This is a genomic window from Carnobacterium sp. GW821-FHT04C06 (assembly GCF_059420345.1).
Map to the genome: position 1 here is coordinate 1 of NZ_JBWKTN010000007.1, position 26585 is coordinate 26585.

The window sequence follows — 26585 nt, forward strand, 5'->3', positions numbered from 1 at the left end:
ACTTCTATATATTAGCACGTTTAGAAGTTTGTGTCAACAACTTTTTTTATTTTCTTTTTCGCTAAGTTGTTGTTACGTCCTAGCGACATGTATAAATATAACAGGTATATCAAGGTTCGTCAACACTTTTTGTTAAAAAAATAAAAGAATTTCAAAAACATGAACAATTTAATCCATTCTATTTATTAGGTTATGATTTAGTAAGTTAAAACGAACTAAAGGTAAGCATGCTCACGCTATAGTTCGTCTTATCTCTCAGTTACTTTCTTTCTTTATTTATGAATAAAAATTGATTTCTATTTTTAAATATACATTTTAGCTTAAATGGTCTGTATCATCCCATTTGATCAAGGTTGTCGCTGTATTTTTAACTTCTAAAACAGAAATACTTGTATTACTCATTAGACCATTTGATCGGATATCTTTAATTTCTGCTCCTAAAAGGCTTTGGATGATTGCTGTTAATGTTACGCCATGAGCAACAAATAATAAATTTTCATCTGAATGTTCTTTCAATGCAGTATGAATTACATTTAAACTGCGTTCAATTAAGGCTGGATAAGTTTCGCCACCAAAATTAGCTGGGTTGTACTTTTCAGGCTGCTCTCTTAAATGATGGAACTCTTCTGGTTCAGTTTCTAAAGCATATGAAAAATGCTTGCCTTCCCATTCGCCAAAACCAAACTCTCTCAAGTCATTTTCTTCTATTAAAGGGATCGCTTCTTCTCTTTCGGCTAAAATCAATTTGGCTGTATCCTTTGCACGCTTTTGTGGACTTACATAGATTTGTTTAAATTCTATATTTTTTAAGGCTTTTCCTGTTAAAGTCGCGTCTTTTAATGATTCTTCTAAAAGAGCTGAATCTCCGGTTCCTCCTTGGAAACGTCCGTCTAGATTCCATTCTGTTTTTCCATGTCTAACAAAATACAATTTTGTCATTTCATCACACTCCTATTTTCTACTCTATAGTCTATCACAATTTTTCAATATCTTGAAATGAACTATATATAGAAGGAAAAATAAAAAGAAGATAATTAAATTATCTTCTTTACTACTTTATTTCCAGTTTTCCTCAAGAAATGGGCCTCGTCCTGAACCTTGTCGGTAGCCATTATAGTGAGAGGGATTTTTTTTGTAATAGTCTTGATGGTATTCTTCAGCTGGATAGAATGGTTTAGCAGGTTCAATTGTTGTTACTATTGGCGCTTTAAAACGACCACTTTCAGCTAAAGCTTGTTTGGATGCTTCTGCAACCTTTCGTTGTTCTTCATTTAAATAAAATATGACAGGTCGATAGGATGAACCTCTATCTGCAAATTGACCGCTGGCATCTGTCGGATCGGTTTGTCTCCAATAAATTTCAACTAATTGCTGATAGCTAAAAATTGTCGGATCAAAGGTAATTTCAACAGCTTCTGTATGTCCTGTGGTTTCACTACAAACTTCTCGATAAGTCGGTGCAATCGTATGACCTCCTGTATAACCTGCCACCACAGAGATAATACCAGGCTCTGTATCAAAAGGTTTTATCATGCACCAGAAACAGCCTCCAGCAAATATTGCTTTTTCTAATTGTTTTTTACTCATTATACTACCCCTTTCTTCTATATAAATAACAATTTAAGTATAGCATCTTAAGAGTAAGTGACAATTAATTCGCCTTGGTAAAAATAAGTGACCTAAAAAAACTCCCTCTCCTTAAAAGGAAAGAGAGTCTTCGGTAATAATTATTTTGGTTTACGGATTTCTGTAACGCCACCCATATAAGGAACTAATACTTCTGGAATTTTGACTGATCCATCTGCTTGTTGGTAGTTTTCTAAAATTGCTGCAAATGTTCTTCCTACTGCTAAACCTGATCCGTTTAACGTATGAACATAGTCTGTTTTTCCTTCGTCATTGCGGTAACGAATCATCGCACGGCGCGCTTGGAAATCTTCACAGTTTGAACATGAGCTAATTTCACGGAAAGTTTCTTGCGCTGGGATCCAAACCTCTAAATCATACGTTTTAGCAGCTGAAAAACCCATGTCTCCTGTACATAAAGCCAATACTCGGTATGGCAAATTCAACTTTTGTAAAACTGTTTCGGCATCATGAGTCATTTTTTCTAATTCATCATATGACGTTTCAGGCTTACTGAATTTCACCATTTCAACCTTATTAAATTGGTGTAAACGAATCAAACCACGGGTGTCACGTCCTGCGCTACCTGCTTCTGATCTAAATGCTGGGCTTAGGGCTGTGAAATAAACAGGTAATTGTTCTGTTGGGATAAATTCATCACGATAATAGTTTGTTAAAGTGATTTCTGCTGTTGAAATCATCGTTAAATCTTCATTTTCAATTTGGAAAACATCTTCTTTGAACTTTGGAAATTGACCAGTTCCATACATTGATCTGCTATTTGCTAAATAAGGTGTCAGCATTTCTTGGTAGCCATGCTCGCCAGTGTGTAAATCTAGCATAAAATTATACAAGGCACGTTCCAGTCTTGCTCCTAACCCTTTGTAATATACAAAACGGCTTCCTGATACTTTCGCTCCTCGTTCAAAATCTAATATATCTAATTCTTCTGCAATATCCCAGTGAGCTTTTGGTTCAAAATCAAATGTAGCAGGTTCACTCCAACGACGTACTTCTACATTATCCTCTTCATCTTTACCGATTGGTACAGAATCATTAGGTAGATTCGGCAATCCTGCAGCAATTTCATTAATGCTTTCATCAATAGCTGCTAATTCTTCATCTAATCCTTTTATTTTATCGCCAACTTCACGCATTTCTGTAATTTTATCATCTGCATTTTCCTTGTTACGTTTTAACGTTGCAATCGCACCTGATACTTCATTACGGTATTTTTTTAAATTTTCAGTTTCGACAATTAATTCACGACGCTTATTGTCTAATACGACAAAATTTTCTAATAATTCTTTTTTTACACCTCTAGTTGCTAATTTTGCTTCTACGGTTGTAAAGTCACTTCTTAAACGTTTAATATCTAACATTGTTCATCTTCCTTTCTGTTTTTAATAAAAATAAAAAGAGCCCTTCCATCCACATATACTTATGGGACGAAATGGCTCGGAAATTCGCGGTACCACCCAAATTTAGACACACTACAACATGTATCTACACTCAATAACAGTTTGATAACGGACTGATTCCGAAACAATTTGGGCCAAATGGGTTCATTGTTTACTTCGCGTGAGGGATTCAAAAAAACAAACCATCAGTTTTCACCAACCACTGACTCTCTACTTGTATTTATTTGATTTACTATGTCACGCTACTGACGTTCGACTTTATTTACTTGCTGTGTTCTTATCATACCTAAGTAACGAGAAAAATGCAATCTAAAAATCTATTTTCAAAAAATTATCCTACCTAAACTTTTCCAATAAAAAAAAAGCAACCTTTTAACTGGTTGCTCCTTCTAATGGTTAAAATAAATTAGTGAAAAAAGATTTGATCTCACGACCTGTTAAAACAAAGAAATTAGCTTTTTCAACTTCAGATGCAGTCACTACTTTTACTTCTTGTCCTGTCGCACCGTTGATATAGCCCAAAGTATCGTTAGTTGGGGCTACTTGAGCTGTTCCAACTTCCATTCCTTTTTTAATAGGAGCTACTAATTCTTTATCGCTATTTAGTAAGCCTTCTTTTTCAGTATAGGTTACTTTTAAATTTTTAACTTCTGTATCTTTTTGAACGATTGCGTTTACGTTAGTATCCATTACTAATTTCACGCTATCTTCTTTTCCTTTTGCTACGTTAATAGCTTTTAAGGCTTTATTTGTGTCACCTTTTTTGACTAATTCTTTCATTTCAAAATTATCAAAAGCGTAATCCATCATTTTAGCTGTTTCTTCAAAACGAGCACCTTTATTTGTTTCGCCATCGCCTGCATTCATTACGACAGTGATAATTCTCATGCCATTTTCTTCAGCAGTTCCAGTAAAACATGCACCAGCAATATCTGTTGTTCCGGTTTTTAATCCGTCAACATTATCACGAGCGTAAATTAAGCCTGGCAGCATCCAGTTCCAGTTTTCCATATGAATTTCATCTGATGTTCCTTTTCTGAAATCTAATGTTGGAATTTTAGCTGTTTCGATGACTTCTGGGTAATCATTTAATAGATGTTGGGCAACCAGTGCCATATCACGAGCTGTCATCATATTTTCATCTGTTTCAGAACTTCCTGGATAGATATTGCCATTTAAATCCGAGTTTGTTAAACCTGTTGCATTTACTAAATGAATATCTTCAGCTTTTGCTCCCCATGAAATAACTTTTTCACGCATCGCATCCACAAATTGAGGCTCACTTCCCGAAACAGCCTGTGCCAAACTAATTGCTGCTGCGTTAGCTGAGTAAATCGCCATTGCTTCATATAATTCTTTTACGGTATATTGCTCACCTAAACGTAATGGAACATTTGACAATTCAGAATTCTGACTTGTTTTGTAGCTGTAGTCATCAATGGTGATTTTTTGATCCCATTTTAATTTCCCATCTTTAATAGCTTCTAAAACTAAGTATTCTGTAATCATTTTAGTCATTGATGCAATTCCTAATTTTTCATCACCATTTTTGTTCACTAATACTTTTCCTGTCTTCGCTTCAATTGCAAATGCAGCTGCTGCATTAATTTCTGGTGCTTCAGCAGCTGATGCTGTTTGAGCGCCCATCAAGAAAGATGGAAAAATAGTTCCTATCATTAACGCGACAGCAAAAATCACGCCGTATTTATTTAATTTTTTCATGTAATAAATTCTCCTCAATATCGTTTTTATTGACTTCTCTATGTTAGCGAAATTATCACTAAAAAACAAGTTTTTTTCTGAAATTAAAACGGTTCTTTTTTTTCTTTAAAACAAATTAAAAAGCTAAGATTAATCCCTCTGTTCTCAGCTTTTTAAACTAAAATGATTCACGTGAAACATTATTTTGTTTCACTGTTTTGTACTTGCTTTAATGGTAAGTGCAGTACAAAACGTGTTAATTCTTTATCTGATTTCGCATAAATGTATCCCCCATGTAACGCGACGATACTTTGTGCAATCGCTAAGCCTAAGCCTGTTCCACCCGTTTCTTGTGAACGCGATTCTTCTACGCGGTAGAAACGATCGAATAATTGATTTAAAGAAGCTTCTGGAATTTCCGGCCCATCGTTGCTGACTGAAATAATGACTTCTTTCCCTACTTTTTGTGCTTCAATGCTGATTTTTTTACCGCCAACACCATATTTTAAAGCATTGGAAATTAAATTATTAAAGACGCGCACAATTTTTTCTGTGTCTGCCTCCATCATAATTTCAGAATCTGGTTGAATCACTTCAATGACCATGTTCTTTTTCTTAGCATCTAATTCAAAATCAGCTGCTAGTTGCTCTAATAGCTTTACCATATCAAACTGCGTAAGGTTTAACGGTGTTGTATGTTGACGAACTTTTGTGTACTCGAATAGATCTTCAACTAAGATTTTCATTTGTTTGGCTTTAATGTATGCCGTATGTGTGTATTTTAGTAGCTCTTCTTGACTTTGATATTGTTTATCCTCGATTAATCCCAAATAACCAATAATAGAAGTTAGAGGTGTGCGAATATCATGAGAGACATTCGTAATCAGCTCATCTTTCGATTGCTCAATCTTACGCTCTTCTTCCATTGCACTCACGGTACTGTCCACTAATACATGGATACTGTCGATAACTTTATTCATGTCGCCACTTAATTCAAAAGGAATGCGATGATCGTAATGACCTTCTGCAATGTAATGCAACTCGCTAATAACATGACGTAATTGCATTTGTTTGTAACGACGTTTTAAGCGCCAGAATAAAACAATCATTGCCACAATAACTAACAGAGTAACAAAAATCAATTTGTATGAGTGAACTTGGCGTTCTCCAATTGTAAAAGAATTTTTAAAAATCCAAATATTATTGACTAGGTCTGGTGATGTGTACACAAAGCGATCAAAAATGATTAAAACAGCTAAATAGAGTAAGTAAATCAACCCTACTGTAATAAATCCTTCAAATATCAATTCGCTTTTTTCTTTTCTAGTTAACTTCAACTTTTTGTTTCATCTCCTCAATCATAGAACTGGTTGCCAAGTACAAATTTTATCGATCTTCGATTTTATAACCTACGCCCCAAACAGTTTGTACGACTTTTTCGCCATCAGTTGCTTCTTCGATTTTGTCGCGCAAATGGCTCACATGAACCATGACTGTTTTAGCTGATACTAAGCTTTCTTGTTGCCAGACGCGTTCAAAAATTTCATCTGCACTAAAAACGCGATTTGGGTGGCTAGCTAGTAAATGTAGGATTCCAAATTCTAAAGCGGTTAATTGGATTGATTTTCCATGAATCGTTGTGACTTCATGTGAATCTTTTTGAATAATTAACGGACCGATTTCCAGAACATCTGGTTCGTCTTGTGTCACTTGATAATTGCTTCTTCTTAATAATGATTTGATACGTGCCATGACTTCCAGTGGATTAAAAGGTTTTGCTACGTAGTCATCTGCTCCAGTAATCAACCCTTGGATTTTATCCATATCCGTTGTTTTCGCACTTAACATTAAAACAGGCATTTGCGAGTCTTTACGTAATGCTTTAACTACTTCGATTCCATCCATTTTAGGCATCATCACATCCAATACCATTAAATCGATATCTGGTGTAGTCATAATTTTTGTCATTGCTTCTTTGCCGTTATACGCTTTTTCAACTTCATAGCCTTCATTTTTTATATAGATACTTAATAATTCAACAATCTCTTTATCATCATCAACGACTAATATTTTCATAATAGTTCTCCTTGTAGGGCGGTTTATTTTTAATTCTTTCTTCTATCATAACAGAAAGTACTAAAGTTTTTGTTAAATATCTACTGATTATTGGTTAAACTAACGAATCAAACCTTATCGAATAGAAACAACAACCCATTCATTTTTGATATCTTTAATAAATATCCAAGTTTGAGAAATCATTCCTTTTTCATAGCGACGACCTCTAATCAATTTGTCCGTAACTGTATCTACAGTGTAATCAATCAGACTGGCTTCAATTTTAACTGAAAACTTCCGATCTTTTTCAATCATTTTAAAATGATGCATTTTTTTAACTCTTACATTTAATACATAGTTTCGAAGATTCTCTTTTCTCATTTTCACCAACATTCGTTGATGGTCAAGGTATAAATCTTGTGAATAGTAACTCCTCGCTAACTCCAATTTATCTTTAGTCCACGCATTTTGAATCGAACAAAAAGCCTCTTCAATGCGCTTGCTGATTGCATGTTCGATCGTTCCATCATTATTTTTTTGATTAGATTTGAATAAATAGGAAATCCCATATCCTATTATTAAGAGTATGGCTGCGCCTGCAGATAATTCTCCATCTGAAGAATTATCTGAATAATTAGTGTAATTTCCATTATAACTGTTTCCCCCATCATAGTATGTAGCATCTCCTCCACCAGCTACAGCCGAAGCCACTATCGGCATACTGATGAACAGACTTACACAGACAACTAAAAAGCTAAGTATTTTTTTCAAATTTGTTTCCCCCTCCTTATAAAACTTACATTCATTATAAAGTAACGAACGTTTTATTAAAAGTAAAAAAAATCTCTTTTAAATTCAAAGAGATTTTTTTGATTATTATTTATTGCACTGAATAGTTCGGTGCTTCTTTGGTAATTTGTACGTCATGTGGATGTGATTCACGTAAACCAGCACCACTCATACGAATAAATTGAGCTTCGTCTCTTAAATACTTAAGGTCAGCTGCGCCTACATAGCCCATTCCAGCTTTTAATCCGCCCATCATTTGGAAAATAATGTCGCTTGCGCTTCCTTTATAGGCAACGCGACCTTCAATACCTTCTGGAACTAATTTGTTAGCTTCGTTTGTACCGCCTTGGAAATAACGATCGCTTGATCCTTTTTCCATCGCGCCTAAGCTGCCCATTCCACGGTATGTTTTAAAACGACGACCTTGGAATATTTCAAATTCACCTGGTGACTCGTCTGTTCCTGCTAGCATACTTCCTAACATAACAACGTGTCCGCCTGCTGCAAGAGCTTTAACGATATCTCCTGAATATTTGATTCCGCCATCTGCAATAATCGTACGGCCGTATTCACGAGCAACTTCTGCTGCATCATAAATAGCTGTTAATTGAGGTACACCAACACCTGCAACGACACGTGTCGTACAAATTGAACCAGGTCCAATCCCAACTTTTACTACATCGACACCAACATCATATAAGGCACGAGTTGCTTCGCCTGTTGCAACATTCCCGGCAACTAATGTCGCTTCTGGGAACTGTTCACGAATTTCTTTGATCTTACGAATAACCCCTGCACTGTGTCCATGAGCAGTATCTATAATAATTGCGTCTGCACCGGCTTCTAATAACGCTTCTGCACGTTCAAACGTATCACTTGTCACTCCAACAGCTGCAGCTGCTAACAAGCGTCCATGCTCGTCTTTAGCGGCATTAGGGAACTCGATTACTTTTTCAATATCTTTGATGGTAATCAATCCACTTAAACGACCTTTTTCATCAACGATTGGTAATTTTTCAATTTTATGTTGTTGTAAGATTTTTTCAGCATCTTTTAATGAAGTTCCAACTGGAGCTGTCACAAGCTTATCTTTCGTCATGACTTCTTCAATTTTAATGCTGTAATCTGTTACGAAGCGTAAATCACGGTTGGTTAAAATTCCTACTAGAATTCGATCTTGCATATTATTGACAATTGGTACACCACTAATGCGGTAACGTCCCATCAACTCTTCTGCATCAGATACTAAATGAACGGGTGTTAAGAAAAACGGATCGATAATGACGCCACTTTCTGAACGTTTTACTTTGCGAACTTCATCTGCTTGTTCTTGGATACTCATATTTTTATGAATAACTCCCAAACCACCTTGACGCGCCATAGCAATCGCCATTTTTGAATCTGTTACAGTATCCATACTTGCACTCATCAACGGAATATTCAGCTTCAAATTCTTCGCAAGTTGAACACTCATATCCACATCATTTGGTAACACATGGCTTTCTGCTGGAACTAATAGTACATCATCAAATGTATAGCCTTCTTTAGCAAATTTCGTTTCCCAGTTAGACATCTTAAACAACCACTCCTTCGATTTTTTGATTCAATTTGAATTAGATTTTAATTACAAAAATAACAGAGAATTCAGCCTTCGTCAAGCCTTTATGGCTATGAATTCTCTTACAATTGAAAAAAATGTAAAATCACAGGGTTTTATGAAAGAAAGATGAGAAAACACTCCGCTTTTTAGGTTTCTTTCTGTCTTATTTCCAACTGTTTCAAGTTGTTTTTTTACTTAATAAATTCGTTGTACCACGTTTCGAACAATTGGACCTGCAATAAAAACCTGCAAAATAAGAGCTACAACAAAATTACGAACAAGCGTAATAGCCAAAATTTGATACACTTCTATACCAGTAAAACCAAAATGCATAAACGTTGTTAGAGTCGTCATGCAAATACACATACCAAATACCATAAAAAATTGCATTGCAAAAACTTTCTTCATAATATGTGCATCGGGTTTCACCATTTTACTTTGCATTGCTTTAGCAAATTTTCCAATTACGAAGAGATCTAATAAAAACCCAATAATAAAAATAGGGATAAATCCTTTTAAAATAGTTGTAACAGCCGTCCAGTTGAATCCTACTTGTAAAATGATGTTAAATGCACTCATTAAAAACACCATAACTCCACACATTAATCCTGTAAAAATAAGCTTTTCTCTTGTGTTCTGATACATCGTTCGTTAACCTCCAATTTTTTACTTGCCTATCTAGTGTATCAGTTTAAATTTTTCTTCATAAGTTAAGATTTCCTTAAGATTACTAGTAGTTAGCTCCAACAAAAAAACCGCTAAGTAATCCCGTGAGTACGAGATCTTAGCGGTTTTAAAAATAATCTAGCGGTTAAAAGAACCCACCTTGGATATTCCATTTACGTTTAAAGTATAATTTTGCACCAAATGCTGCTGCTGCAACAATAAGATACCCAATTGGTGGCAGACTCATGTTAATTGACGCTGGTAAGAATGCCATTGAAGCTGTCATCAAGAACATCCACGCAAGCATGGCTACCCCAATAATTAAGATATAACGGAAAAATCCGCCTTTTTTCTTCTCTTTCGCATAACGATTAGGTGCATTTTTAGAGATTAGTAAAATGACGATCCCCCCCGCAAGAAAGTTAATCAACAAAGTAATAATGCCCATCTCTGCTCCTTGTTGTGCTTTTCCCCAAAGGCTTGAAACTCCTGTAATTAAGGAAAGCAACGCAACCATCATTAACCCACCATCTAATGCAATCATCCAATCTTTTGATTGACCAACTGGTGCAGTCGCTTTTCTAGGTCCATCTAGTAAAGCTGACGTTTGTTCCGTCACTGTTCCATAAATTTGGCGTGCGGTTTGACCTGTTTTTTGACCTTCTACTAAATGTGGCAGCATTTCGCTGTAAATTTCTGTTTTACGTTCCTCAGACAAGTTAGCTGCGGTTAAGGCTTTGTCTAACCCCATCATATATTGTTCGTTACGCTTTGTTAATTTGGCTTGTAATGCTTCATTTTCTGCTTTTACGTTTACTAATTCTTCATGTTCCACTGTTTCGATAGCCCCTTTCAAGTCTTCCCTCACCTACTAGACGTTAAATAGAAACTCCATAACATCTCCATCTTGTACAATATAGCCTTTTCCTTCTGAACGTAAGCGTCCTGCTTCTTTGATTGCTTGCAGGCTTTCGTATTTGTCTAAATCTTCAAATGAATACGTTTCAGCACGGATAAAGCCTCGTTCAAAATCAGAATGGATAATTCCCGCTGTTTGAGGTGCTGTCATTCCTTGTTTAAAGGTCCAAGCACGAACTTCTTTTTCGCCTGCTGTAAAGTAAGTGGCTAGTCCTAATAAGTGGTAAGCGGTACGAATCAATTGGTCTAAACCAGATTCTGCAATACCCATTTCTTCTAAGAATTCTGCTTTTTCTTCGTCTTCTAACTCAGCGATTTCTTCCTCTGCTCTAGCACAGATAACAATAACATCTGAATTTTCACTTGCAGCAAATTCTTTTACTTGTTTAACGTATTCGTTATTTGATGGATCTGCAACGTCTTCTTCCCCAACGTTCGCTACGTATAAAACAGGTTTCGTTGTTAGTAAGAACAAGCTTTTTACTAGTGGCAATTCATCTTCTGAAAATTCAATGCTTCTTGCTGATTGGCCTGCTTCTAAAACAGGTTTGATTTTTTCTAGCACTGTTAATTCTGCAACAGCGTCCTTATCTTTTGTTCTTGCAACTTTTGCCACACGAGCAATCCGTTTTTCAACAGACTCTAAGTCTGCTAAGACTAATTCTAAGTTAATCGTTTCAATATCTGCTAGTGGGTCTACGCGGCCATCTACGTGAGTGATATTTTCATCATCAAACGAGCGTACAACGTGACAAATCGCGTCTACTTGACGGATATGACTTAAGAATTTATTTCCTAATCCTTCACCTTTACTAGCGCCTTTTACGATTCCTGCGATATCAGTAAATTCAAAAGTCGTTGGAATCGTCTTTTTAGGGGTAATCAATTGTGTAATACGGTCTAGGCGTTTATCTGGTACTTCAACCATGCCCACATTAGGGTCAATTGTCGCGAAGGGATAGTTTGCCGCTTCTGCTCCTGCTTTTGTAATTGCGTTAAATAGTGTTGATTTTCCTACGTTTGGTAAGCCTACAATTCCTGCTGTTAATGCCATTTTTAGTCACACATTCCTTTTCTTTAGTTAATTGTTTCTGCTGAAACGAGTATTTTTTTCATTTTCTTTTCAAATTCTCTTCGTGGCATTAAAACCATATGTCCACATTTTTCACACTTAATCCGAATATCCATGCCCATTCGAATAATTTGCCAGCGATTGGTTCCACATGGATGTGGCTTCTTCATTTCGACAATATCGTTTAATTGATACATTTTCCCCACCCACTCTATCTTAAAAATGATCTATTCGTCTTCAAATTGAATTTCTAAAATATCTAGAATTCTAGTTAAATCGTCAACAGAAAGGTATTCGATTTCGATTTTTCCTTTTTCACCTTTTTCGCTGATTTGAACAGCTGTACCGAATTTATCCATCAAACGTTCTTCACTTTCTCGGATGTAATAAGGTTTTTTTTCAGCTTTTGGCTTGTCTTGAACTTTTTCTTTTGGTTGGTTCAATTGAATCACTAATTGCTCCAACTGGCGAACCGTTAAATTATCTCGAACAACTCGATTGGCAATTTTGCTGATTTGTTTTTTATCCTTTAAACCTAGTAATGTTCTTGCTTGTCCCATTGAGATTTCTTCATTTTGAAGCATTTTTTTGACGCCATCAGGCAAACCTAGTAAACGTAAGTAGTTTGCAATGTAAGGGCGACTCTTGCCTAGTCGTTTTGCCACTTCTTCTTGAGTTAATTTTAACTTTTTCATCAGCATATCATAGGCTTCTGCTTCTTCAAGAGAGGTCAAGTCTTCTCTTTGTAAGTTTTCCAACACCGCTACTTCCATCATTCGCTCTTCATCAAAGACACGAATAATTGCTGGAATGGTTGCCTTTCCTGCTAATTTAGAGGCTCTAAAACGACGCTCACCGGCAATAATTTCATAGCCTTTGACTGTTGATTCTCTTAAAATAATCGGTTGAAATACTCCTGAAGAACGAATGGAATCGGCTAATTCATTCAATGCTTCTTCATCAAATATTTTTCTTGGCTGGTAAGGATTTGGTCTGATTTCTTCTAAGGAAATCTCTTTTACGACTTCACTGTTCACATCAATTTCTTCTAGCTCCGTGTAATCGCCAAAAAGCGCATCTATTCCGCGGCCTAAGCCTTTGCTATTTTTATTCGCCATTTGCTAACACTTCCTTTGCCAATTCTAGGTAAACCTCTGCTCCTCTTGAACGTGGATCGTAATCAATGATCGATAAGCCATGACTTGGTGCTTCTGATAAACGGATATTACGTGGCACAATTGTTTTATACACGCGCTCGCGGAAATATTTTTTCACTTCATCAACGACTTCATAGCCTAGGTTTGTTCTAGCATCCAGCATCGTTAACAACACGCCTTCAATTTTCAAATCAGGGTTAAAATGTTTTTGGACAAGTCGGACTGTGTTTAAAAGCTGGCTTAATCCTTCTAATGCGTAATATTCACATTGAACAGGGATCAGAATTGAATCGCTGGCTGTAAATGCATTAATGGTTAGATGACCAAGTGAAGGTGGACAATCGATTAAAATATAATCATATTGATCCTTAACTTTTTGAATCGCTTGTTTCAATCGTGATTCTCTTGCCATTTGAGTCGTCAGTTCGATTTCTGCTCCTGCTAATTGAATGGTTGCCGGCACGATCCATAGATTTTCTCTTGATGTCGGCATCACAACGTCTTCGATGGGCGTCTCGTTGACTAAGATGTCATAGATATCTTTTTCAACATCAGCTTTTCGGACTCCTAAGCCACTGGTAGCATTTCCTTGTGCATCTATATCAATCAATAAGATTTTTTTACCGTTATAAGCTAAACATGCACCTAAATTTACAGTAGTCGTCGTTTTGCCAACGCCACCTTTTTGATTTGCAACTGATATAATTCGTGCCATTGTTGTTCCTCCGTTTTTAGGCTCTCGTTAAATAGGAGACCCGATTTTTGTCCATTAAAAATAGGAGAATAAAAGCAAAGATGCCTTTATTCTCCTGCGCATCTTTTCAAAATGAAATGGTTCATTTATCGCTCTTTATTTATCTTTCTTTTTTGGAATTTCAATTGTGATTCGATAGACATCTTCTAAATCTTCTTCTTCTGTCTTCATTTTAATTCCTGTGTCATTCACCATAGTAATTGATTTTTTAATTGTATTTAACGCAAGGCGAATGTCTTTTGAAATGCCTTTTTTACGTTTTTTTGGCTTCGCGGGTGTTTTTTCTTCTTTGTCAGCTTTTATACTTTTAACTAAGGCTTCAGTTTCTTTTACCGTTAATTTTTCTGAAATTATTGTAGCAACAACTTCTTTTTGCTCTTCTTCGTTTAAAGCAAGTAAGCTACGGCCATGTCGTTCTGAAATTTCTTTTGTTAAAAGTGCTTGTTGAACAGGTGTTGAGAGCTTTAGCAAGCGTAGCTTATTAGCAACAAATGACTGACTTTTTCCAATCCGTTGGGCTAAAGCTTCTTGAGTGATTTCATTTAATTCAATCAAACCTTGGTAGGCTTTTGCTTCTTCAATTGATGTCAACTCTTCACGTTGCAGATTTTCAATCAAAGCAACTGATGCTGTTTCTGGATCGGTCATTTCTTGGATAATCGCAGGAACTTCTTCCCACTCTAAAATTTGCATCGCTCTAAAACGTCGTTCCCCAGCAATAATCTCGTATTCTCCCGGTGCATACTCTCGTACAACGATGGGTTGAATTAAGCCATGAATATGAATCGTTCTGGACAATTCTTGCAGCTTTTCTTCATTAAAAATCTTTCTTGGTTGAAAACGATTTGGAACAATACGTGCAACGGGTAGTTTTTGAACAAGTTGTTGCTGCGCCTCTTCGCTTTCAATAGTTTCTAGGGCTACTTCCGGCACAACTTCATCACGTTTTTCAGTTTTCTTTTTTGCTTTTCCTGAACCAAATAAATCCGACAATGCCATTTTATTCTCTCCTTGTAGTTCCTTTGATACTATTGTAACAAAAAGTAGTTTAGTCTTGCAAAATTTTATAATGAAACCGATTCTCTTTTATTACGTTAAAGAGGTTTTCGGTTAGGTGTTCCTGGTTTTCTTGGATACGCCTTTGGTGTTTCTTTCTTTTTATCAATCAAAATAATGTGGCGTTCGCCAGCATCTCTTGGCAATTCACAAATAATATCTTCTCGAACTTTTCCGCCTAATAATGACAGTGCTCGTTCGCCTTCTTGCATTTCTGCGTGGCTGTTACTAGCTTTCAAAGCGATAAACAAACCGCCTTTTTTAACTAATGGCAAGCATAATTCAGACAAGACACTCATTCTTGCAACGGCTCTAGCCGTTACAAAATCAAAGGATTCACGGAACTGTTTATTTTGACCAAAGGTTTCTGCTCGATCATGATAGAAATGCACATCTTCTAATTCTAATTCAGTTGCTAATGTATTTAAAAATTGAATACGTTTATTTAATGAATCAACAATTGTCACCGATAATTTTGGGAAGACAATTTTTAGGGGGATGCTTGGAAACCCAGCACCAGCACCTACATCACATAAGCTTTGGACCCCGTTATTAAAATCCACATACACGCCAGCTAGAATCGAATCATAGAAATGCTTTAAGTACACTTCTTCTTCTTCAGTAATCGCTGTTAAATTGATCTTCTCATTCCATTCTTGGAGAAGGACCAGATATTGTTTAAATTGGTTCATTTGTTTTTCAGTTAGTGGAATTCCCTTTTCTTGTAAGGCTTCCTTAAATTCTTCTGGATTCATGAATTCACGCTCCTTTTTGATAACGTGAAACACAACTTTGTTTCACAACTCTATCTGTTTAACTTTAATACAAATGCCCAAGAAGTGCAATGATTATTTGCTGTTTTTTTTGATTTTTAATGTTTTGTTCGGTGGTATTTTTTTATTTATAAATGAAACGAGAATTCCAAGGCTTAAAACATCAGCTCTATTTTCTTGAAAAATCGTTAATCGGACTTTTTTCGTATGATTTAAACCCAATTATAAAATTGTTACCGTTTTATTTACGAACTATATTGTAGATAAATCTATTTAATGTTAAAATTATACATGTTGGACCATAATAATTAAGGGGTTGGATTTGGAAATGAAAAAAGCAAGTCTTCTTTTTAGTAAGGTTGCATTGTTAGGTTTAGTTGTAACAAGTTTGGGGAGTTTTTCAGCAATTGTTTCTGCTGATGAAATAGGAGGAACCGACACGGGCGCAGTAACACAAGCCCCCACTGCCACTCTTCCAATTCAATTATTAGGCATTAATGATTTTCACGGTGCGTTAAGTACGACAGGAACAGCCTATATTAATGGAACACCATTTAGAAATGCAGGAAAAGCTGCTTTGCTTGCGACTTATTTAGACCAAGCAGAAGAGACCTTTAAAGAAACAAATGCAACAGGATCGACGATTCGAGTACAAGCCGGTGATATGGTTGGAGCTAGCCCGGCAAATTCAGGATTATTACAAGATGAGCCTACCATCAAAGTCTTAAACCGCATGAATTTTCAAGTTGGAACATTAGGAAATCATGAATTTGATGAAGGTTTGGCTGAATACAATCGAATTTTAACTGGAACGGCTCCATTACCGGGTCAATTCAATCAGATTACACAAAATTATCAACGTGAAGCTTCAAAAACAGATATTGTTATTGCAAATATGACGGATAAAGAAACTGGCGCCATTCCTTTTGATTGGAAACCTTATACAACGAAGCTAATTTCTAAAAATGGACAGTCCGTTGAAGTTGGCTTTATCGGAATCGTTACTACAGAAATCCCTAATTTAGTGTTGAAGAAGCACTATGAACAATATAATTTTTTAGATGAAGCTGAAACCGTTGCAAAATATTCAAAAGAGCTAAGAGATAAAGGTGTTAACGCAATTGTTGTGTTAGCTCATGTACCCGCAACGAGTGACAAGGATATCGCTATTGGAGACGCTGCAACACTAATTAATAACGTCAATACGATTGATCCTGAAAACAGTGTGGATGCTCTTTTCGCAGGACACAATCACCAATTTACAAACGGATTGGCGAACAACACACGCATTGTCCAAAGTACCTCACAAGGAAAAGCCTTCGTTAATATGACTGGCGAACTAGATCCTGTGACGAAAGATTTTGTTAAAACTCCTGACGCTGTTGTGACTCCTGTCTTGGCAAATGACGTAAACGGTACTCCGGTAGTTCCCGATTCTGCTGTCAGCCAAATTATTGAAGAAGCGGATAACTTGGTTACTCAAGTTACAAATGAAAAAGTTGGGACTGCGACTGAAGCTGGCACAATATCTCGTGAAGTCAACGCTGCAAATGAATCGCCAGTAGGCAATTTGGTCACTGATGCACAACGCATTGTGGCAAATTTAGATGGCAATCATGTTGATTTCGCCATGACAAATAACGGTGGAATTCGAGCAGATTTACTAGTCCAAGATGACAAAACCATTACTTGGGGCGCCGCACAAAATGTTCAACCCTTTGGCAATATTTTGCAAATCGTGGAAATGACCGGTGCTCAAATTGAAAGTGTATTAAATGAACAATACGATGAAGATGGAAAGTATTTCTTACAGTTATCAGGCTTACGTTATACCTATACGGAAACGGATGATCCTACTGTCCCTTACAAAGTGCATCAAATAGTTAAAGAAAATGGCGAACCTCTTGATCCTAATGGAACGTATCGTGTCGTAATTAACGATTTCTTATTTGGTGGCGGGGATGGCTTTAAAACTTTTACTGGAGCTAAATTAATCGGTGCAATTGATTCTGATACAGATACCTTTATTAACTATTTCAAAGCGCAAGAAGCTGCTGGAAAAACTATTTCAGCTGCCGTTGATGGACGTAAAACGTATCGTTCTCAAGCGGACATTGCTGCTGAAAATGAAAAAAATGCCCTTGCAGCAATTCATGCAGCGACTGTTTTAACCGATATTAAAGAAAAAGATACGCAACATACAGGTAAGACTCTTCCAAATGCAACGATAAGCGTTCAAGTAAAAGAGACGGTTCAAACACGTAGTTTAAATCCCGCAACAGCAATTGCCGATGCAAATGGTGATTTCACCGTTGATATCTCTTCGTTAGATGTGAAAAAAGATCAAGTTTTAGTAGTAACGGTAACCGATCAAAATGGATACAGCGTTCCCTTTGAAAAGACCGTTTTAGCAATGGATGTCGTGACACCAAAGCCTGATGAAAATGGAGGAACGCCTCCTGTAACTCCAGAAAAACCTGGAAAGACAGATGAGGATAAACCTGTGACAACCGATAAGACTTCCTCTAAAAAAGATGGAAAGGACTTCCCTCAAACAGGAGAGAACGTCCAATTGATTGGCGCTATTGTTGGTGCTAGTTTGCTTGGCGGAGGAATTGTGTTGGTTTTAAGGAAGAAAAAAATCGTATAGGATAAAAAGAGAACCTCGTATGATACGAGGTTCTCTTTTTATCCTATACGTTACGCTTCTACTTTCGCAATCTTCCCTTGTTCAATATAAACCATCAAAATCGAAATATCGGCTGGATTTACTCCGCTGATTCGACTTGCTTGGGCAATGGTTTCTGGTTGGATTTTGATTAGTTTTTGTTTGGCTTCTGTTGCTAAACCGTTAATGGCTTCATAATCGATACGTTCTGGAATGCGTTTTGATTCCATTCGTTTCATTTTCGCCACTTTTTCAAAGGCTTTTTGAATGTAACCTTCGTATTTCACTTGAATTTCAACTTGCTCTGCAACCTCTTTCGCTACGGCGATTTCTGCTGGGGCAAATTGAACAACTTCTTGATAACTGATTTCTGGACGACGTAAGAAGTCTGCTGCTAAAATTCCGTCTTTTAATGGCGAAGAACCTTTTTCAACTAAAAATGCTTGAAGTTCAGCATGCGGTTTTAAACGAACCGAATTTAAACGTTTGATTTCAGCTTCGACAGCTGCTTTTTTAACCAAATAGTCTTGGTAACGTTCTTCATCTGCTAAACCTAATTCGTGTCCGATTTCTGTTAAACGGAAATCCGCATTGTCGTGACGTAAAAGTAAGCGATATTCCGCGCGAGACGTCAATAAACGGTAAGGTTCATTGGTTCCTTTTGTTACCAGATCATCAATCATAACGCCAATATAACCGTCGCTACGCTTCATAATAAAGGGTTCTTTTCCTTGAATTTTCAAGGCTGCATTAATCCCAGCCATCAAACCTTGACCCGCTGCTTCTTCATAGCCTGAAGTTCCATTCATTTGACCTGCAGTAAAGAGGTTCTCAACGGTTTTCGTTTCTAAAGAGGGGCGCAGTTGATGAGGAACGACCACATCATACTCAATCGCATAACCTGTTCGCATCATTTCTGCATTTTCTAATCCTTCGATTGAACGGATCATTTCTAATTGAACATCCTCTGGTAAAGAGGTAGATAAACCTTGAACATAGACTTCCTCTGTATTACGACCTTCTGGTTCTAAAAATAGTTGATGTCTTGGTTTGTCACTAAAACGGACGATTTTATCTTCAATGGATGGACAATATCTTGCTCCTACGCCTTCTACGATTCCTGTAAACATTGGCGCACGGTGTAGATTCGCTTGAATAATTTCGTGAGTTTTTTCATTACTATACGTTAACCAGCAAGACAATTGATCTTTTAAATACAGACTGTCGGGTGTTTTATAGCTGAAATGGTTTGGTTTTTCATCTCCCGGTTGTTCTTCCGTCACACTGTAATCAATGGTTGAACCTTTTACCCGCGGCGGTGTTCCTGTTTTAAAACGGGCCAATTCAAAGCCATTTCTTAATAGGCTTTCAGATAACTTAATAGACGGTTGTGAATTGTTTGGACCAGAAGAATATTTTAACTCTCCAATAATAATTTGTCCTCTTGAAGAAGTTCCAGCAGTTAATACCACAGCTTTACTACGGTAAATAGCGCCTGTATTTGTAACGATTCCTTCACAAATTCCATTTTCAATAATTAGATCTTCGGCAATTCCTTGACGTAAAATCAAGTTATCCGTCTTTTCAATTGTATATTTCATTTCATTAGCGTAAAGAAATTTATCGGCTTGTGCCCGCAAAGCTCTCACGGCAGGACCTTTTCCTGTATTTAACATTCTCATTTGAATGTACGTTTTATCAATGTTGCGTCCCATTTCGCCACCTAAAGCATCGATTTCACGAACTACAACGCCTTTTGCTGGACCTCCAACGGATGGATTACATGGCATAAATGCCACCATATCTAAATTGATGGTTAAAAGTAGTGTGCTTGCACCCATTCGTGCGCTTGCTAGCGCCGCTTCTGATCCTGCATGTCCTGCTCCAACTACGATAACATCAAATGTACCTGCTTCATATCGTTCCATTTTCTCATTCCCTTCCTATTTACCTAAACAGAATTGACTAAAGAGCTGCGTTAATAATTCATCTTGAACGCTGTCTCCTGTAATTTCACCTAATAAATCCCAACAACGAGTCATATCAATTTGAACTAAATCTACTGGCATGCCAGATTCAATTCCGTTGATAACTTCGTCCAATGCTGCTTCTGCGTCATGAAGTAAGGCAATATGACGAACATTTGATACATACGTAGCATCTCGTTCCCCAGTTTCTCCTGCAAAGAACAACGCAGCAATTTTATTTTCTAAGCTTTCAATACCAGATTTGGTTAAAATAGATGTTTTGACAATATTTTCTGGATCCACTAATGATTCCAATTCAGCTAAATCCAATTGGTTTGGCAAATCCATTTTATTTAAAATGACGATGCGATGATTGTCATTTGTCGCTTCAATCAACAATCGATCTTCATTTGTTAAAGGTTCATTTTGATTGAAAACCAGTAAGACTAAGTCCGCTTCGCTTAAAGCTTGACGGCTACGCTCCACACCGATACGCTCCACAATGTCTTCTGTTTCACGAATTCCGGCAGTATCGACTAGTTTTAATGGCACGCCTCGAACATTCACATATTCTTCGATAATATCTCGCGTTGTCCCAGCAATTTCAGTCACAATTGCCTTGTCTTCTTGTAAAAGGAAATTCAATAAGCTTGATTTCCCAACATTTGGACGACCAATAATCGCCGTTGCTAATCCCTCTCGAAGGATTTTCCCTTCGCTTGCTGTTTGTAAAAGTTGATTGATGCTCGCCTTTACTTGATAGGCTTTTTCAACTAAGAGTTTTGAAGTCAGAGTCTCTACGTCATCATATTCAGGATAATCAATATTCACTTCTACTTGCGCTAATGTGTCTAAAATTTCTGAACGAAGGTTGCGAATTAATTGCGAAAGATTGCCGTCTAACTGTTGCAAAGCTAAATACATCGCTTTATCCGTTTTGGCACGTATCAAATCCATCACGGCCTCTGCCTGTGACAAATCGATTCGACCATTTAGAAAAGCACGTTTCGTAAATTCGCCTGGTTCTGCCAAACGAGCGCCATTTTGCAAGACAAGTTGCAACACTTGATTGACTGACGTAATGCCTCCGTGACAATTAATCTCAACCACATCTTCTCTAGTAAAAGTTTTTGGCTCACGCATAACAGAAACCATCACTTCATCAATGACACCACTATTTTTCGGATCAATAATATGCCCATAATGAATCGTATGACTTGGCACTTCCGCTAATTGTTTTTTTCCAGCTTGATAAACTTTATCTGCAACTGCTAATGCTTCGTCGCCTGATAGGCGAACAATTCCAATCGCACCTTCACCTGGTGGCGTTGAAACAGCTGCAATTGTATCAAATTCTAATGACAACAGACTCACTCCTTCTTATTTTTTTGCACCAAAAAAGTGCCCACTCCACCCCTTGGCTATAAATAGCTAGGAATGGATAAAGCACTTTGACTACTTTTATCGCTAATAAATATTTCAATAAATGATTAAATTATAAGGTTAAAAACATCTTTTTTTAGATGTCAGTTGTTATGAATATAACGTTAAATCCATCATTTGTCAATCCTAAAACCGCAATTTTTCAATCACTTTTTTTGATTTTACGTGGTCGAATCCAATGATTGACCCCTAATGCAATACCAGTGCCAATAAAAGTATCCAAAACACGTTCCATCGCATATCCAAAGGACTCATTCTCAGGAATCATAAAGATGATCGTTAAAAAAGTTCCGCAAGCTCCTACTACACCTTCACGATGTCCAGTAGCTGAACAGCACGTAATCATCACCATCATCAAAAGTGGGATACAAACAAGCTGAACGATGACAACATTTCCAATCACTTCATATAATAAAATAACAATTACCGCAAAAATTGCTCCAAATGTATTTCCAACAATCCGGTGACGACCGAATTTCCTTGTATTTTCCATATCTTCTCTAAGTGCAAAAACAGCCGTTAATGTGGCAACTATTGGTGTTCCTCGATCAAAAATGGTGAAAATCAGCATACATAAAAAAACACTGATTCCTGTTTTAATTGTTCTCAAACCCATTTTAAACTTACTTAATTCAAACAGTTTCGTTCCCCATCCTTTATTAAATACTTCACATACCTACTTGCTAAAATATACCCCTATTCATTTTCTTTGTCAAACCGCCTTTCAACAATAAAAAATACTACTTTCATTCTCTCTTTTCGTCGCCATGTGCTAAAATAGAAATGTAGAAATAACTAAACAAATACAATTGAAACTATCTAAGAATGCGAGGATTAACTATGAATAAATTTTACGAAATTTATTTAGACTTAGAAAAAGCCATCCTAAATCAAACGTACCACGCAGGTACCCTGCTTCCAAGCGAAAATGATTTAGCAAAAGTCTATCATGTTTCACGAGAAACCATTCGAAAAGCCCTAGTACTGTTACTGGAAAATGGCTACATTCAAAAAAAACAAGGCAAAGGCTCTATTGTTTTAAACGTCAACCGCTTTGATTTTCCGGTTTCTGGTTTAACAAGCTTTAAAGAGCTCCATGATTCACAAAATTTAAAAAGTGAAACTATTGTGACTAAAAACGGTATCGAAAAAATCTCAAAAAAGTTAGCGAATCACTTAAAAATCTCTCAAGATACAGAAATTATTTATGTCGAGCGTCAACGCAAGTTTAATCAAGAAGTGGTGATTTTGGATAAAGATTATTTGCTTACTTCAATTATCCCAGAATTGCCAGCAGAAGCTGCTCAAAATTCTATTTACGATTATATTGAACATACCTTAGGATTAACAATCAGCTTTGCTCAAAAAGAAATCACCGTTGATCCAGCAACAAAAAAAGACCACGAATTAATGGACTTAAATGGAGATACTCATGTTGTCGTCGTTCGTAGCGATGTTTATTTAGAAGACACAACGCTATTCCAGCATACAGAGTCTCGACATCGACTGGATCGTTTTCGTTTTGTTGAATTTGCGAGACGAAGAAGCCCAATGTAATTTCTTCTTATCAAGCAAAAAAGAGAAACTATTTCCTGGGAAATAGTTTCTCTTTTTTTATTTCTCTATATAAAACGCAATCGTTTCATAAGGTTCCAAACGAATCTTACTTGTTAACTTCCGTTTCTTCCCATTTCCAATCAAGTAACGACTCTCTTGATCGATAAATTCCATTGGGATATCTACCGAAGTTGACTCGCCATAAAAATTATTCAATACAAGAACTTGTTCAGAATCCAATTCTCGGACATAGCCATAAACACTTGGATGCTCCATTAACAAACTTCGGTAAGCTCCTTCTGAAATAACCTTCATCTCTTTACGCAATTGAATCAAGCTTTGATAATAATTGAAAATTTGGCCTTCTTCGCGTTCTTTTTTCACATTAATCAGTGAATAATTATCTGCTACTTTTAACCAAGGTTCTCCAGTACTAAATCCTGCATTTTCAGTGGAGTCCCATTGCATTGGCGTACGGCTCGTATCTCTAGATTTCTCTTGGATAATAGCCATAATTTCTGCCTCAGATAAGCCTTTTCCCTGTAATTCTTTGTATGCATTATGGGTTTCAATATCAACATAGTCCTTAATATCTGCAAAATCGGGATTCAACATTCCGATTTCTTCCCCTTGGTAAATATAAGGAGTTCCACGCAATAAGTGAATGGTTTGAGCTAACATTGTAGCTGTTTCAAAACGATAATGAATAGGATCACCAAAACGACTCAAGGCTCTTGGTTGATCGTGATTGTTCCAAAACAATGCATTCCAGCCATTCCCCTCTGACATTCCTTCTTGCCAATCATTCAAAATGGTTTTCAATTCCATAAAATCAAAAGGCATTAATGACCACTTTTCACCATCTAGATAATCTACTTTTAAATGGTGAAAGCTAAATGCCATCGACAATTCATTTCTATCTGGATTTGAGTACATCACACAATTGTCAATCGTTGTCGAAGACATTTCACCAACAGTTACGCTATCCTCTTCTTTACCAAAGCTGGCCTTATTTAGCTCCATTAAATACTCGTGAACAATTGGCTGATCTGTATAAAGTGATTTGCCATTTCCTGTCAAATCATCAACTAGTTCTAACGGTTTGCCAATCACATTCATTACGTCAAAACGGAAACCTTTCACGCCTTTTTCAAGCCAAAAATTCACTACAGCAAACAGTTCTTCACGAACTGCCGGATTGTGCCAATTTAAATCAGCCTGTGTTCGATCGTATAAATTCAAGAAGTACTTTCCTGTCTCACCAAAAGGAGTCCAGCTCGGTCCGCCAAATTTTGACTCCCAATTGGTTGGCAAGCTTCCATCAGCTTTAGGTTCACGAATATAATAGTAATCCTGATACTTTTTATCTCCCGCTAACGCCTTCTGGAACCACTCGTGTTCAACCGAGGTATGGTTTAAAACCATGTCTAGCATAATTTCAATCCCTAATTTTTGCGTTTCTCTAACGAGTTCTTCAAAATCAGCCATTGTTCCAAATAAAGGATCAATCGCCAGATAGTTTGAAATATCATAGCCATTGTCATTTTGCGGTGAACAAAAGAATGGATTTAACCAGATCATATCCACTCCTAAATCAGATAAATAAGGAATTTTTTCAATCACTCCTCTTAGATCTCCGACGCCATCTCCATTTGAATCTTTAAACGATTTTGGATAAATTTGATAAATTACTTTTTCATGAAAATTACTCATACTAAACTCCATTTCTAAAACAGTTTATTTCTACGCTACAATTTTACCCGTTTTTTCATCGATTGGATCTAATTTGTTAAAAACCCCATACTTACGAAAAGCAACGGTCAATCCAAATGGTACTACGATTGCAATCAACATACAAATGGCAAAAATTAGATAATACGGCGGTTGAATAGATAAGATACCCGGTAAACCACCAACGCCGATTGACAACGCCGTTACATTAAACAATGTCGAAATCAATCCGGCCACACCTGAACCAATCATTGCTGCGATAAACGGATACACGTATTTTAAATTGATCCCAAAAATAGCGGGTTCTGTTACACCTAGATAACATGAAATTGCTGCTGGAATCGAGATTTGCTCTTCTTCTTTATTGCCACGGTGTAAGAAAATAATTGCCAGTACAGCAGAACCTTGTGCAATATTTGAAAGTGCAATCATTGGCCAAAGGTTTGTTCCGCCAAAGTCAGCTACCAACTGTAAATCAATCGCATTCGTCATATGATGTAAGCCTGTAATAACAAGTGGGGCATACAAGAAACCAAATAATGCACCGAACAACCAGTTAAAACTACTTGCTAAACCAGTGTTTACAATCATTGAAACAAAGCTACCAATTTTCCAACCGATTGGACCTAGTACAAGATGAGCCATTAGTACCGTTGGAACAAGTGAAAAGAATGGAACAAAAATCATCGAAACTGCTTGTGGAATAAATTTACGTAACCATATTTCAAGATACGCTAACATAAAACCAGCTAGCATTGCTGGAATAACTTGTGCTTGATAGCCAATCATATTCACTTGAGCAAAACCGAAGTCCCAGAATGGAATATCTTTAGCAGCCGTTTCTGCAACTGCATACGCATTTAATAGCTGTGGTGAAACCAATGTAATCCCTAATACAATCCCAAGAATTTGAGTGGTTCCCATCTTTTTAGCAATGCTCCACGTAATTCCTACTGGTAGGAAATGGAAAATCGCTTCGCCAATCAACCATAGAAAACTATTCACACCATTCCAAAAGACCGAAGTCTCCACAATTGTTTTTCCATCTAAGAAGCCCATCGGTACTTCACCAATCACATTACGAAAACCTAAAATCAAACCACCTACAATAATTGCTGGAATGATTGGTGAAAATACCTCAGCTAATACCGCCATTGCTCGTTGGATAAGGTTCATATTTTGCTTAGCTGCACTTTTAACTTGATCTTTTGAAACGCCTTCATTTCCGGATAATTTAACAAATTCATTATAAAATGTTGGAACATCATTCCCAATTATTACTTGGAATTGACCAGCTTGAGTAAAGGTTCCTTTAACGGTTGCGATTTTTTCAATTTTCTCTTTATCTGCAAGTGCGGGGTCTACTAATACAAAACGCATTCTAGTTGCACAATGAGTGACTGCTGAAATATTTTCTTTTCCGCCAATATCTTCTAACAACAACTGGGCATCTTTTTTGTAATCTGCCATCTTTTCTCCTCCTTAAAATCTTCCTAACTTGTATATACAAGTTATTTTTATAGTTGAATTGTAACCCTTTTCTTTTTATTATGCAAGCGTTTTTCTTTCTTTTTTTGAATACTTTTAAATTTTGCTAAATTTGACTACCTTCTGGATGCAGTTTTTTCTCG

General features: G+C 36.7%; 23 protein-coding genes and 1 other annotated feature. Of the genes, 2 read left to right on the top strand and 21 right to left on the bottom strand.

What is annotated here, in order from left to right; genetic code table 11:
* Nucleotides 1-315: 315 nt before the first annotated feature.
* The 16 genes from AC07SW_RS12225 to rsmG all read right to left on the bottom strand — a co-directional run bounded on the left by AC07SW_RS12225 (nucleotide 316) and on the right by rsmG (nucleotide 15570).
* On the bottom strand, nucleotides 316-939 hold the full coding sequence (locus tag AC07SW_RS12225; RefSeq protein ID WP_494632992.1) for a histidine phosphatase family protein: 624 nt from the start codon (nucleotides 937-939) through the stop codon (nucleotides 316-318).
* A 117-nt stretch (nucleotides 940-1056) separates the two neighbouring features.
* Nucleotides 1057-1587, bottom strand: a complete 531-nt coding sequence (gene msrA / locus AC07SW_RS12230) for a peptide-methionine (S)-S-oxide reductase MsrA (RefSeq protein WP_119907335.1) — start codon at nucleotides 1585-1587, stop codon at nucleotides 1057-1059.
* Between the two features lie 140 nt (nucleotides 1588-1727).
* A complete protein-coding gene (serS, locus tag AC07SW_RS12235) occupies nucleotides 1728-3008 on the bottom strand; it encodes a serine--tRNA ligase (RefSeq protein WP_034572827.1) in 1281 nt (426 codons plus the stop codon).
* Nucleotides 3009-3067: 59 nt separating this feature from the next.
* Nucleotides 3068-3303, bottom strand: a binding site (T-box leader).
* 140 nt (nucleotides 3304-3443) lie between these two features.
* Nucleotides 3444-4769 (bottom strand): serine hydrolase, encoded by a 1326-nt coding sequence (locus AC07SW_RS12240; protein WP_494632994.1) that lies wholly within the window; start codon nucleotides 4767-4769, stop codon nucleotides 3444-3446.
* Between the two features lie 179 nt (nucleotides 4770-4948).
* Nucleotides 4949-6085 (bottom strand): sensor histidine kinase, encoded by a 1137-nt coding sequence (locus AC07SW_RS12245; RefSeq protein ID WP_074401244.1) that lies wholly within the window; start codon nucleotides 6083-6085, stop codon nucleotides 4949-4951.
* 49 nt (nucleotides 6086-6134) lie between these two features.
* Entirely contained in the window at nucleotides 6135-6824 is a 690-nt protein-coding gene (gene croR / locus AC07SW_RS12250) for a response regulator transcription factor CroR (protein ID WP_034572819.1), read from the bottom strand.
* A 114-nt stretch (nucleotides 6825-6938) separates the two neighbouring features.
* Nucleotides 6939-7574, bottom strand: a complete 636-nt coding sequence (locus AC07SW_RS12255; protein WP_135017553.1) for a TIM44-like domain-containing protein — start codon at nucleotides 7572-7574, stop codon at nucleotides 6939-6941.
* Nucleotides 7575-7683: 109 nt separating this feature from the next.
* Nucleotides 7684-9165: an IMP dehydrogenase gene (gene guaB / locus AC07SW_RS12260; RefSeq protein ID WP_034572812.1), complete on the bottom strand. Its 1482-nt coding sequence runs from the start codon at nucleotides 9163-9165 to the stop codon at nucleotides 7684-7686.
* Between the two features lie 222 nt (nucleotides 9166-9387).
* Nucleotides 9388-9837 carry a DUF2798 domain-containing protein gene (locus tag AC07SW_RS12265; RefSeq protein ID WP_494632996.1) on the bottom strand — a complete coding sequence of 150 codons (450 nt, stop codon included), beginning with the start codon at nucleotides 9835-9837 and terminating at the stop codon, nucleotides 9388-9390.
* A 166-nt stretch (nucleotides 9838-10003) separates the two neighbouring features.
* Nucleotides 10004-10714 (bottom strand): DUF1129 domain-containing protein, encoded by a 711-nt coding sequence (locus AC07SW_RS12270; protein ID WP_236707158.1) that lies wholly within the window; start codon nucleotides 10712-10714, stop codon nucleotides 10004-10006.
* A 15-nt stretch (nucleotides 10715-10729) separates the two neighbouring features.
* Complete coding sequence (gene ychF / locus AC07SW_RS12275) at nucleotides 10730-11830, bottom strand: redox-regulated ATPase YchF (protein ID WP_034572806.1); 1101 nt, start codon at nucleotides 11828-11830, stop codon at nucleotides 10730-10732.
* A gap of 23 nt (nucleotides 11831-11853) precedes the next feature.
* The gene (locus AC07SW_RS12280) at nucleotides 11854-12045 is read right to left on the bottom strand and encodes a DUF951 domain-containing protein (protein ID WP_034572803.1); all 192 of its coding nucleotides are present in this window, start codon (nucleotides 12043-12045) and stop codon (nucleotides 11854-11856) included.
* A 30-nt stretch (nucleotides 12046-12075) separates the two neighbouring features.
* Nucleotides 12076-12966 (bottom strand): ParB/RepB/Spo0J family partition protein, encoded by an 891-nt coding sequence (locus AC07SW_RS12285; protein ID WP_135022383.1) that lies wholly within the window; start codon nucleotides 12964-12966, stop codon nucleotides 12076-12078.
* A complete protein-coding gene (locus tag AC07SW_RS12290; protein ID WP_034572797.1) occupies nucleotides 12956-13720 on the bottom strand; it encodes a ParA family protein in 765 nt (254 codons plus the stop codon). The genes AC07SW_RS12285 and AC07SW_RS12290 overlap by 11 nt, the downstream gene beginning before the upstream one ends.
* A gap of 135 nt (nucleotides 13721-13855) precedes the next feature.
* Nucleotides 13856-14758, bottom strand: coding sequence for a nucleoid occlusion protein (gene noc, locus AC07SW_RS12295; RefSeq protein WP_074401248.1), 903 nt, complete (start codon nucleotides 14756-14758; stop codon nucleotides 13856-13858).
* Between the two features lie 95 nt (nucleotides 14759-14853).
* Nucleotides 14854-15570 (bottom strand): 16S rRNA (guanine(527)-N(7))-methyltransferase RsmG, encoded by a 717-nt coding sequence (rsmG, locus tag AC07SW_RS12300; protein ID WP_034572789.1) that lies wholly within the window; start codon nucleotides 15568-15570, stop codon nucleotides 14854-14856.
* 346 nt (nucleotides 15571-15916) lie between these two features.
* Here rsmG and AC07SW_RS12305 point away from each other — a divergent pair, with 346 nt between their 5' ends.
* Nucleotides 15917-18238, top strand: a complete 2322-nt coding sequence (locus tag AC07SW_RS12305) for a 5'-nucleotidase C-terminal domain-containing protein (RefSeq protein ID WP_463685266.1) — start codon at nucleotides 15917-15919, stop codon at nucleotides 18236-18238.
* 50 nt (nucleotides 18239-18288) lie between these two features.
* On the opposite strand, the gene mnmG is transcribed toward AC07SW_RS12305, so the two are convergent.
* From mnmG to AC07SW_RS12320, 3 genes are all read right to left on the bottom strand, one after another.
* The gene (gene mnmG, locus AC07SW_RS12310; protein WP_034572784.1) at nucleotides 18289-20184 is read right to left on the bottom strand and encodes a tRNA uridine-5-carboxymethylaminomethyl(34) synthesis enzyme MnmG; all 1896 of its coding nucleotides are present in this window, start codon (nucleotides 20182-20184) and stop codon (nucleotides 18289-18291) included.
* A 15-nt stretch (nucleotides 20185-20199) separates the two neighbouring features.
* On the bottom strand, nucleotides 20200-21588 hold the full coding sequence (mnmE, locus tag AC07SW_RS12315) for a tRNA uridine-5-carboxymethylaminomethyl(34) synthesis GTPase MnmE (protein WP_421732190.1): 1389 nt from the start codon (nucleotides 21586-21588) through the stop codon (nucleotides 20200-20202).
* 220 nt (nucleotides 21589-21808) lie between these two features.
* Nucleotides 21809-22282: an FUSC family protein gene (locus AC07SW_RS12320; RefSeq protein ID WP_135022387.1), complete on the bottom strand. Its 474-nt coding sequence runs from the start codon at nucleotides 22280-22282 to the stop codon at nucleotides 21809-21811.
* A gap of 224 nt (nucleotides 22283-22506) precedes the next feature.
* On the opposite strand from AC07SW_RS12320, the gene treR reads away from it, so the two are divergent.
* Nucleotides 22507-23223, top strand: coding sequence for a trehalose operon repressor (gene treR, locus AC07SW_RS12325; RefSeq protein ID WP_494632998.1), 717 nt, complete (start codon nucleotides 22507-22509; stop codon nucleotides 23221-23223).
* Between the two features lie 57 nt (nucleotides 23224-23280).
* On the opposite strand, the gene treC is transcribed toward treR, so the two are convergent.
* On the bottom strand, nucleotides 23281-24936 hold the full coding sequence (gene treC, locus AC07SW_RS12330; RefSeq protein ID WP_494633000.1) for an alpha,alpha-phosphotrehalase: 1656 nt from the start codon (nucleotides 24934-24936) through the stop codon (nucleotides 23281-23283).
* A 30-nt stretch (nucleotides 24937-24966) separates the two neighbouring features.
* Complete coding sequence (treP, locus tag AC07SW_RS12335) at nucleotides 24967-26424, bottom strand: PTS system trehalose-specific EIIBC component (RefSeq protein ID WP_034572766.1); 1458 nt, start codon at nucleotides 26422-26424, stop codon at nucleotides 24967-24969.
* Between the last annotated feature and the right edge of the window lie 161 nt (nucleotides 26425-26585).

Excerpts from the sequence above, each read along its gene's own strand:
- AC07SW_RS12290 (WP_034572797.1), bottom strand. The coding sequence starts at position 13,720 with ATGGCACGAATTATATCAGTTGCAAATCAAAAAGGTGGCGTTGGCAAA.
- noc (WP_074401248.1), bottom strand. The coding sequence starts at position 14,758 with ATGGCATTGTCGGATTTATTTGGTTCAGGAAAAGCAAAAAAGAAAACT.
- AC07SW_RS12280 (WP_034572803.1), bottom strand. The coding sequence starts at position 12,045 with ATGTATCAATTAAACGATATTGTCGAAATGAAGAAGCCACATCCATGT.
- rsmG (WP_034572789.1), bottom strand. The coding sequence starts at position 15,570 with ATGAATCCAGAAGAATTTAAGGAAGCCTTACAAGAAAAGGGAATTCCA.
- AC07SW_RS12285 (WP_135022383.1), bottom strand. The coding sequence starts at position 12,966 with ATGGCGAATAAAAATAGCAAAGGCTTAGGCCGCGGAATAGATGCGCTT.
- ychF (WP_034572806.1), bottom strand. The coding sequence starts at position 11,830 with ATGGCATTAACAGCAGGAATTGTAGGCTTACCAAACGTAGGAAAATCA.
- serS (WP_034572827.1), bottom strand. The coding sequence starts at position 3,008 with ATGTTAGATATTAAACGTTTAAGAAGTGACTTTACAACCGTAGAAGCA.
- treP (WP_034572766.1), bottom strand. The coding sequence starts at position 26,424 with ATGGCAGATTACAAAAAAGATGCCCAGTTGTTGTTAGAAGATATTGGC.
- croR (WP_034572819.1), bottom strand. The coding sequence starts at position 6,824 with ATGAAAATATTAGTCGTTGATGATGATAAAGAGATTGTTGAATTATTA.
- AC07SW_RS12305 (WP_463685266.1), top strand. The coding sequence starts at position 15,917 with ATGAAAAAAGCAAGTCTTCTTTTTAGTAAGGTTGCATTGTTAGGTTTA.
- treR (WP_494632998.1), top strand. The coding sequence starts at position 22,507 with ATGAATAAATTTTACGAAATTTATTTAGACTTAGAAAAAGCCATCCTA.
- guaB (WP_034572812.1), bottom strand. The coding sequence starts at position 9,165 with ATGTCTAACTGGGAAACGAAATTTGCTAAAGAAGGCTATACATTTGAT.
- AC07SW_RS12225 (WP_494632992.1), bottom strand. The coding sequence starts at position 939 with ATGACAAAATTGTATTTTGTTAGACATGGAAAAACAGAATGGAATCTA.
- AC07SW_RS12265 (WP_494632996.1), bottom strand. The coding sequence starts at position 9,837 with ATGTATCAGAACACAAGAGAAAAGCTTATTTTTACAGGATTAATGTGT.
- AC07SW_RS12320 (WP_135022387.1), bottom strand. The coding sequence starts at position 22,282 with ATGGGTTTGAGAACAATTAAAACAGGAATCAGTGTTTTTTTATGTATG.
- mnmG (WP_034572784.1), bottom strand. The coding sequence starts at position 20,184 with ATGGAACGATATGAAGCAGGTACATTTGATGTTATCGTAGTTGGAGCA.
- AC07SW_RS12240 (WP_494632994.1), bottom strand. The coding sequence starts at position 4,769 with ATGAAAAAATTAAATAAATACGGCGTGATTTTTGCTGTCGCGTTAATG.
- msrA (WP_119907335.1), bottom strand. The coding sequence starts at position 1,587 with ATGAGTAAAAAACAATTAGAAAAAGCAATATTTGCTGGAGGCTGTTTC.
- treC (WP_494633000.1), bottom strand. The coding sequence starts at position 24,936 with ATGAGTAATTTTCATGAAAAAGTAATTTATCAAATTTATCCAAAATCG.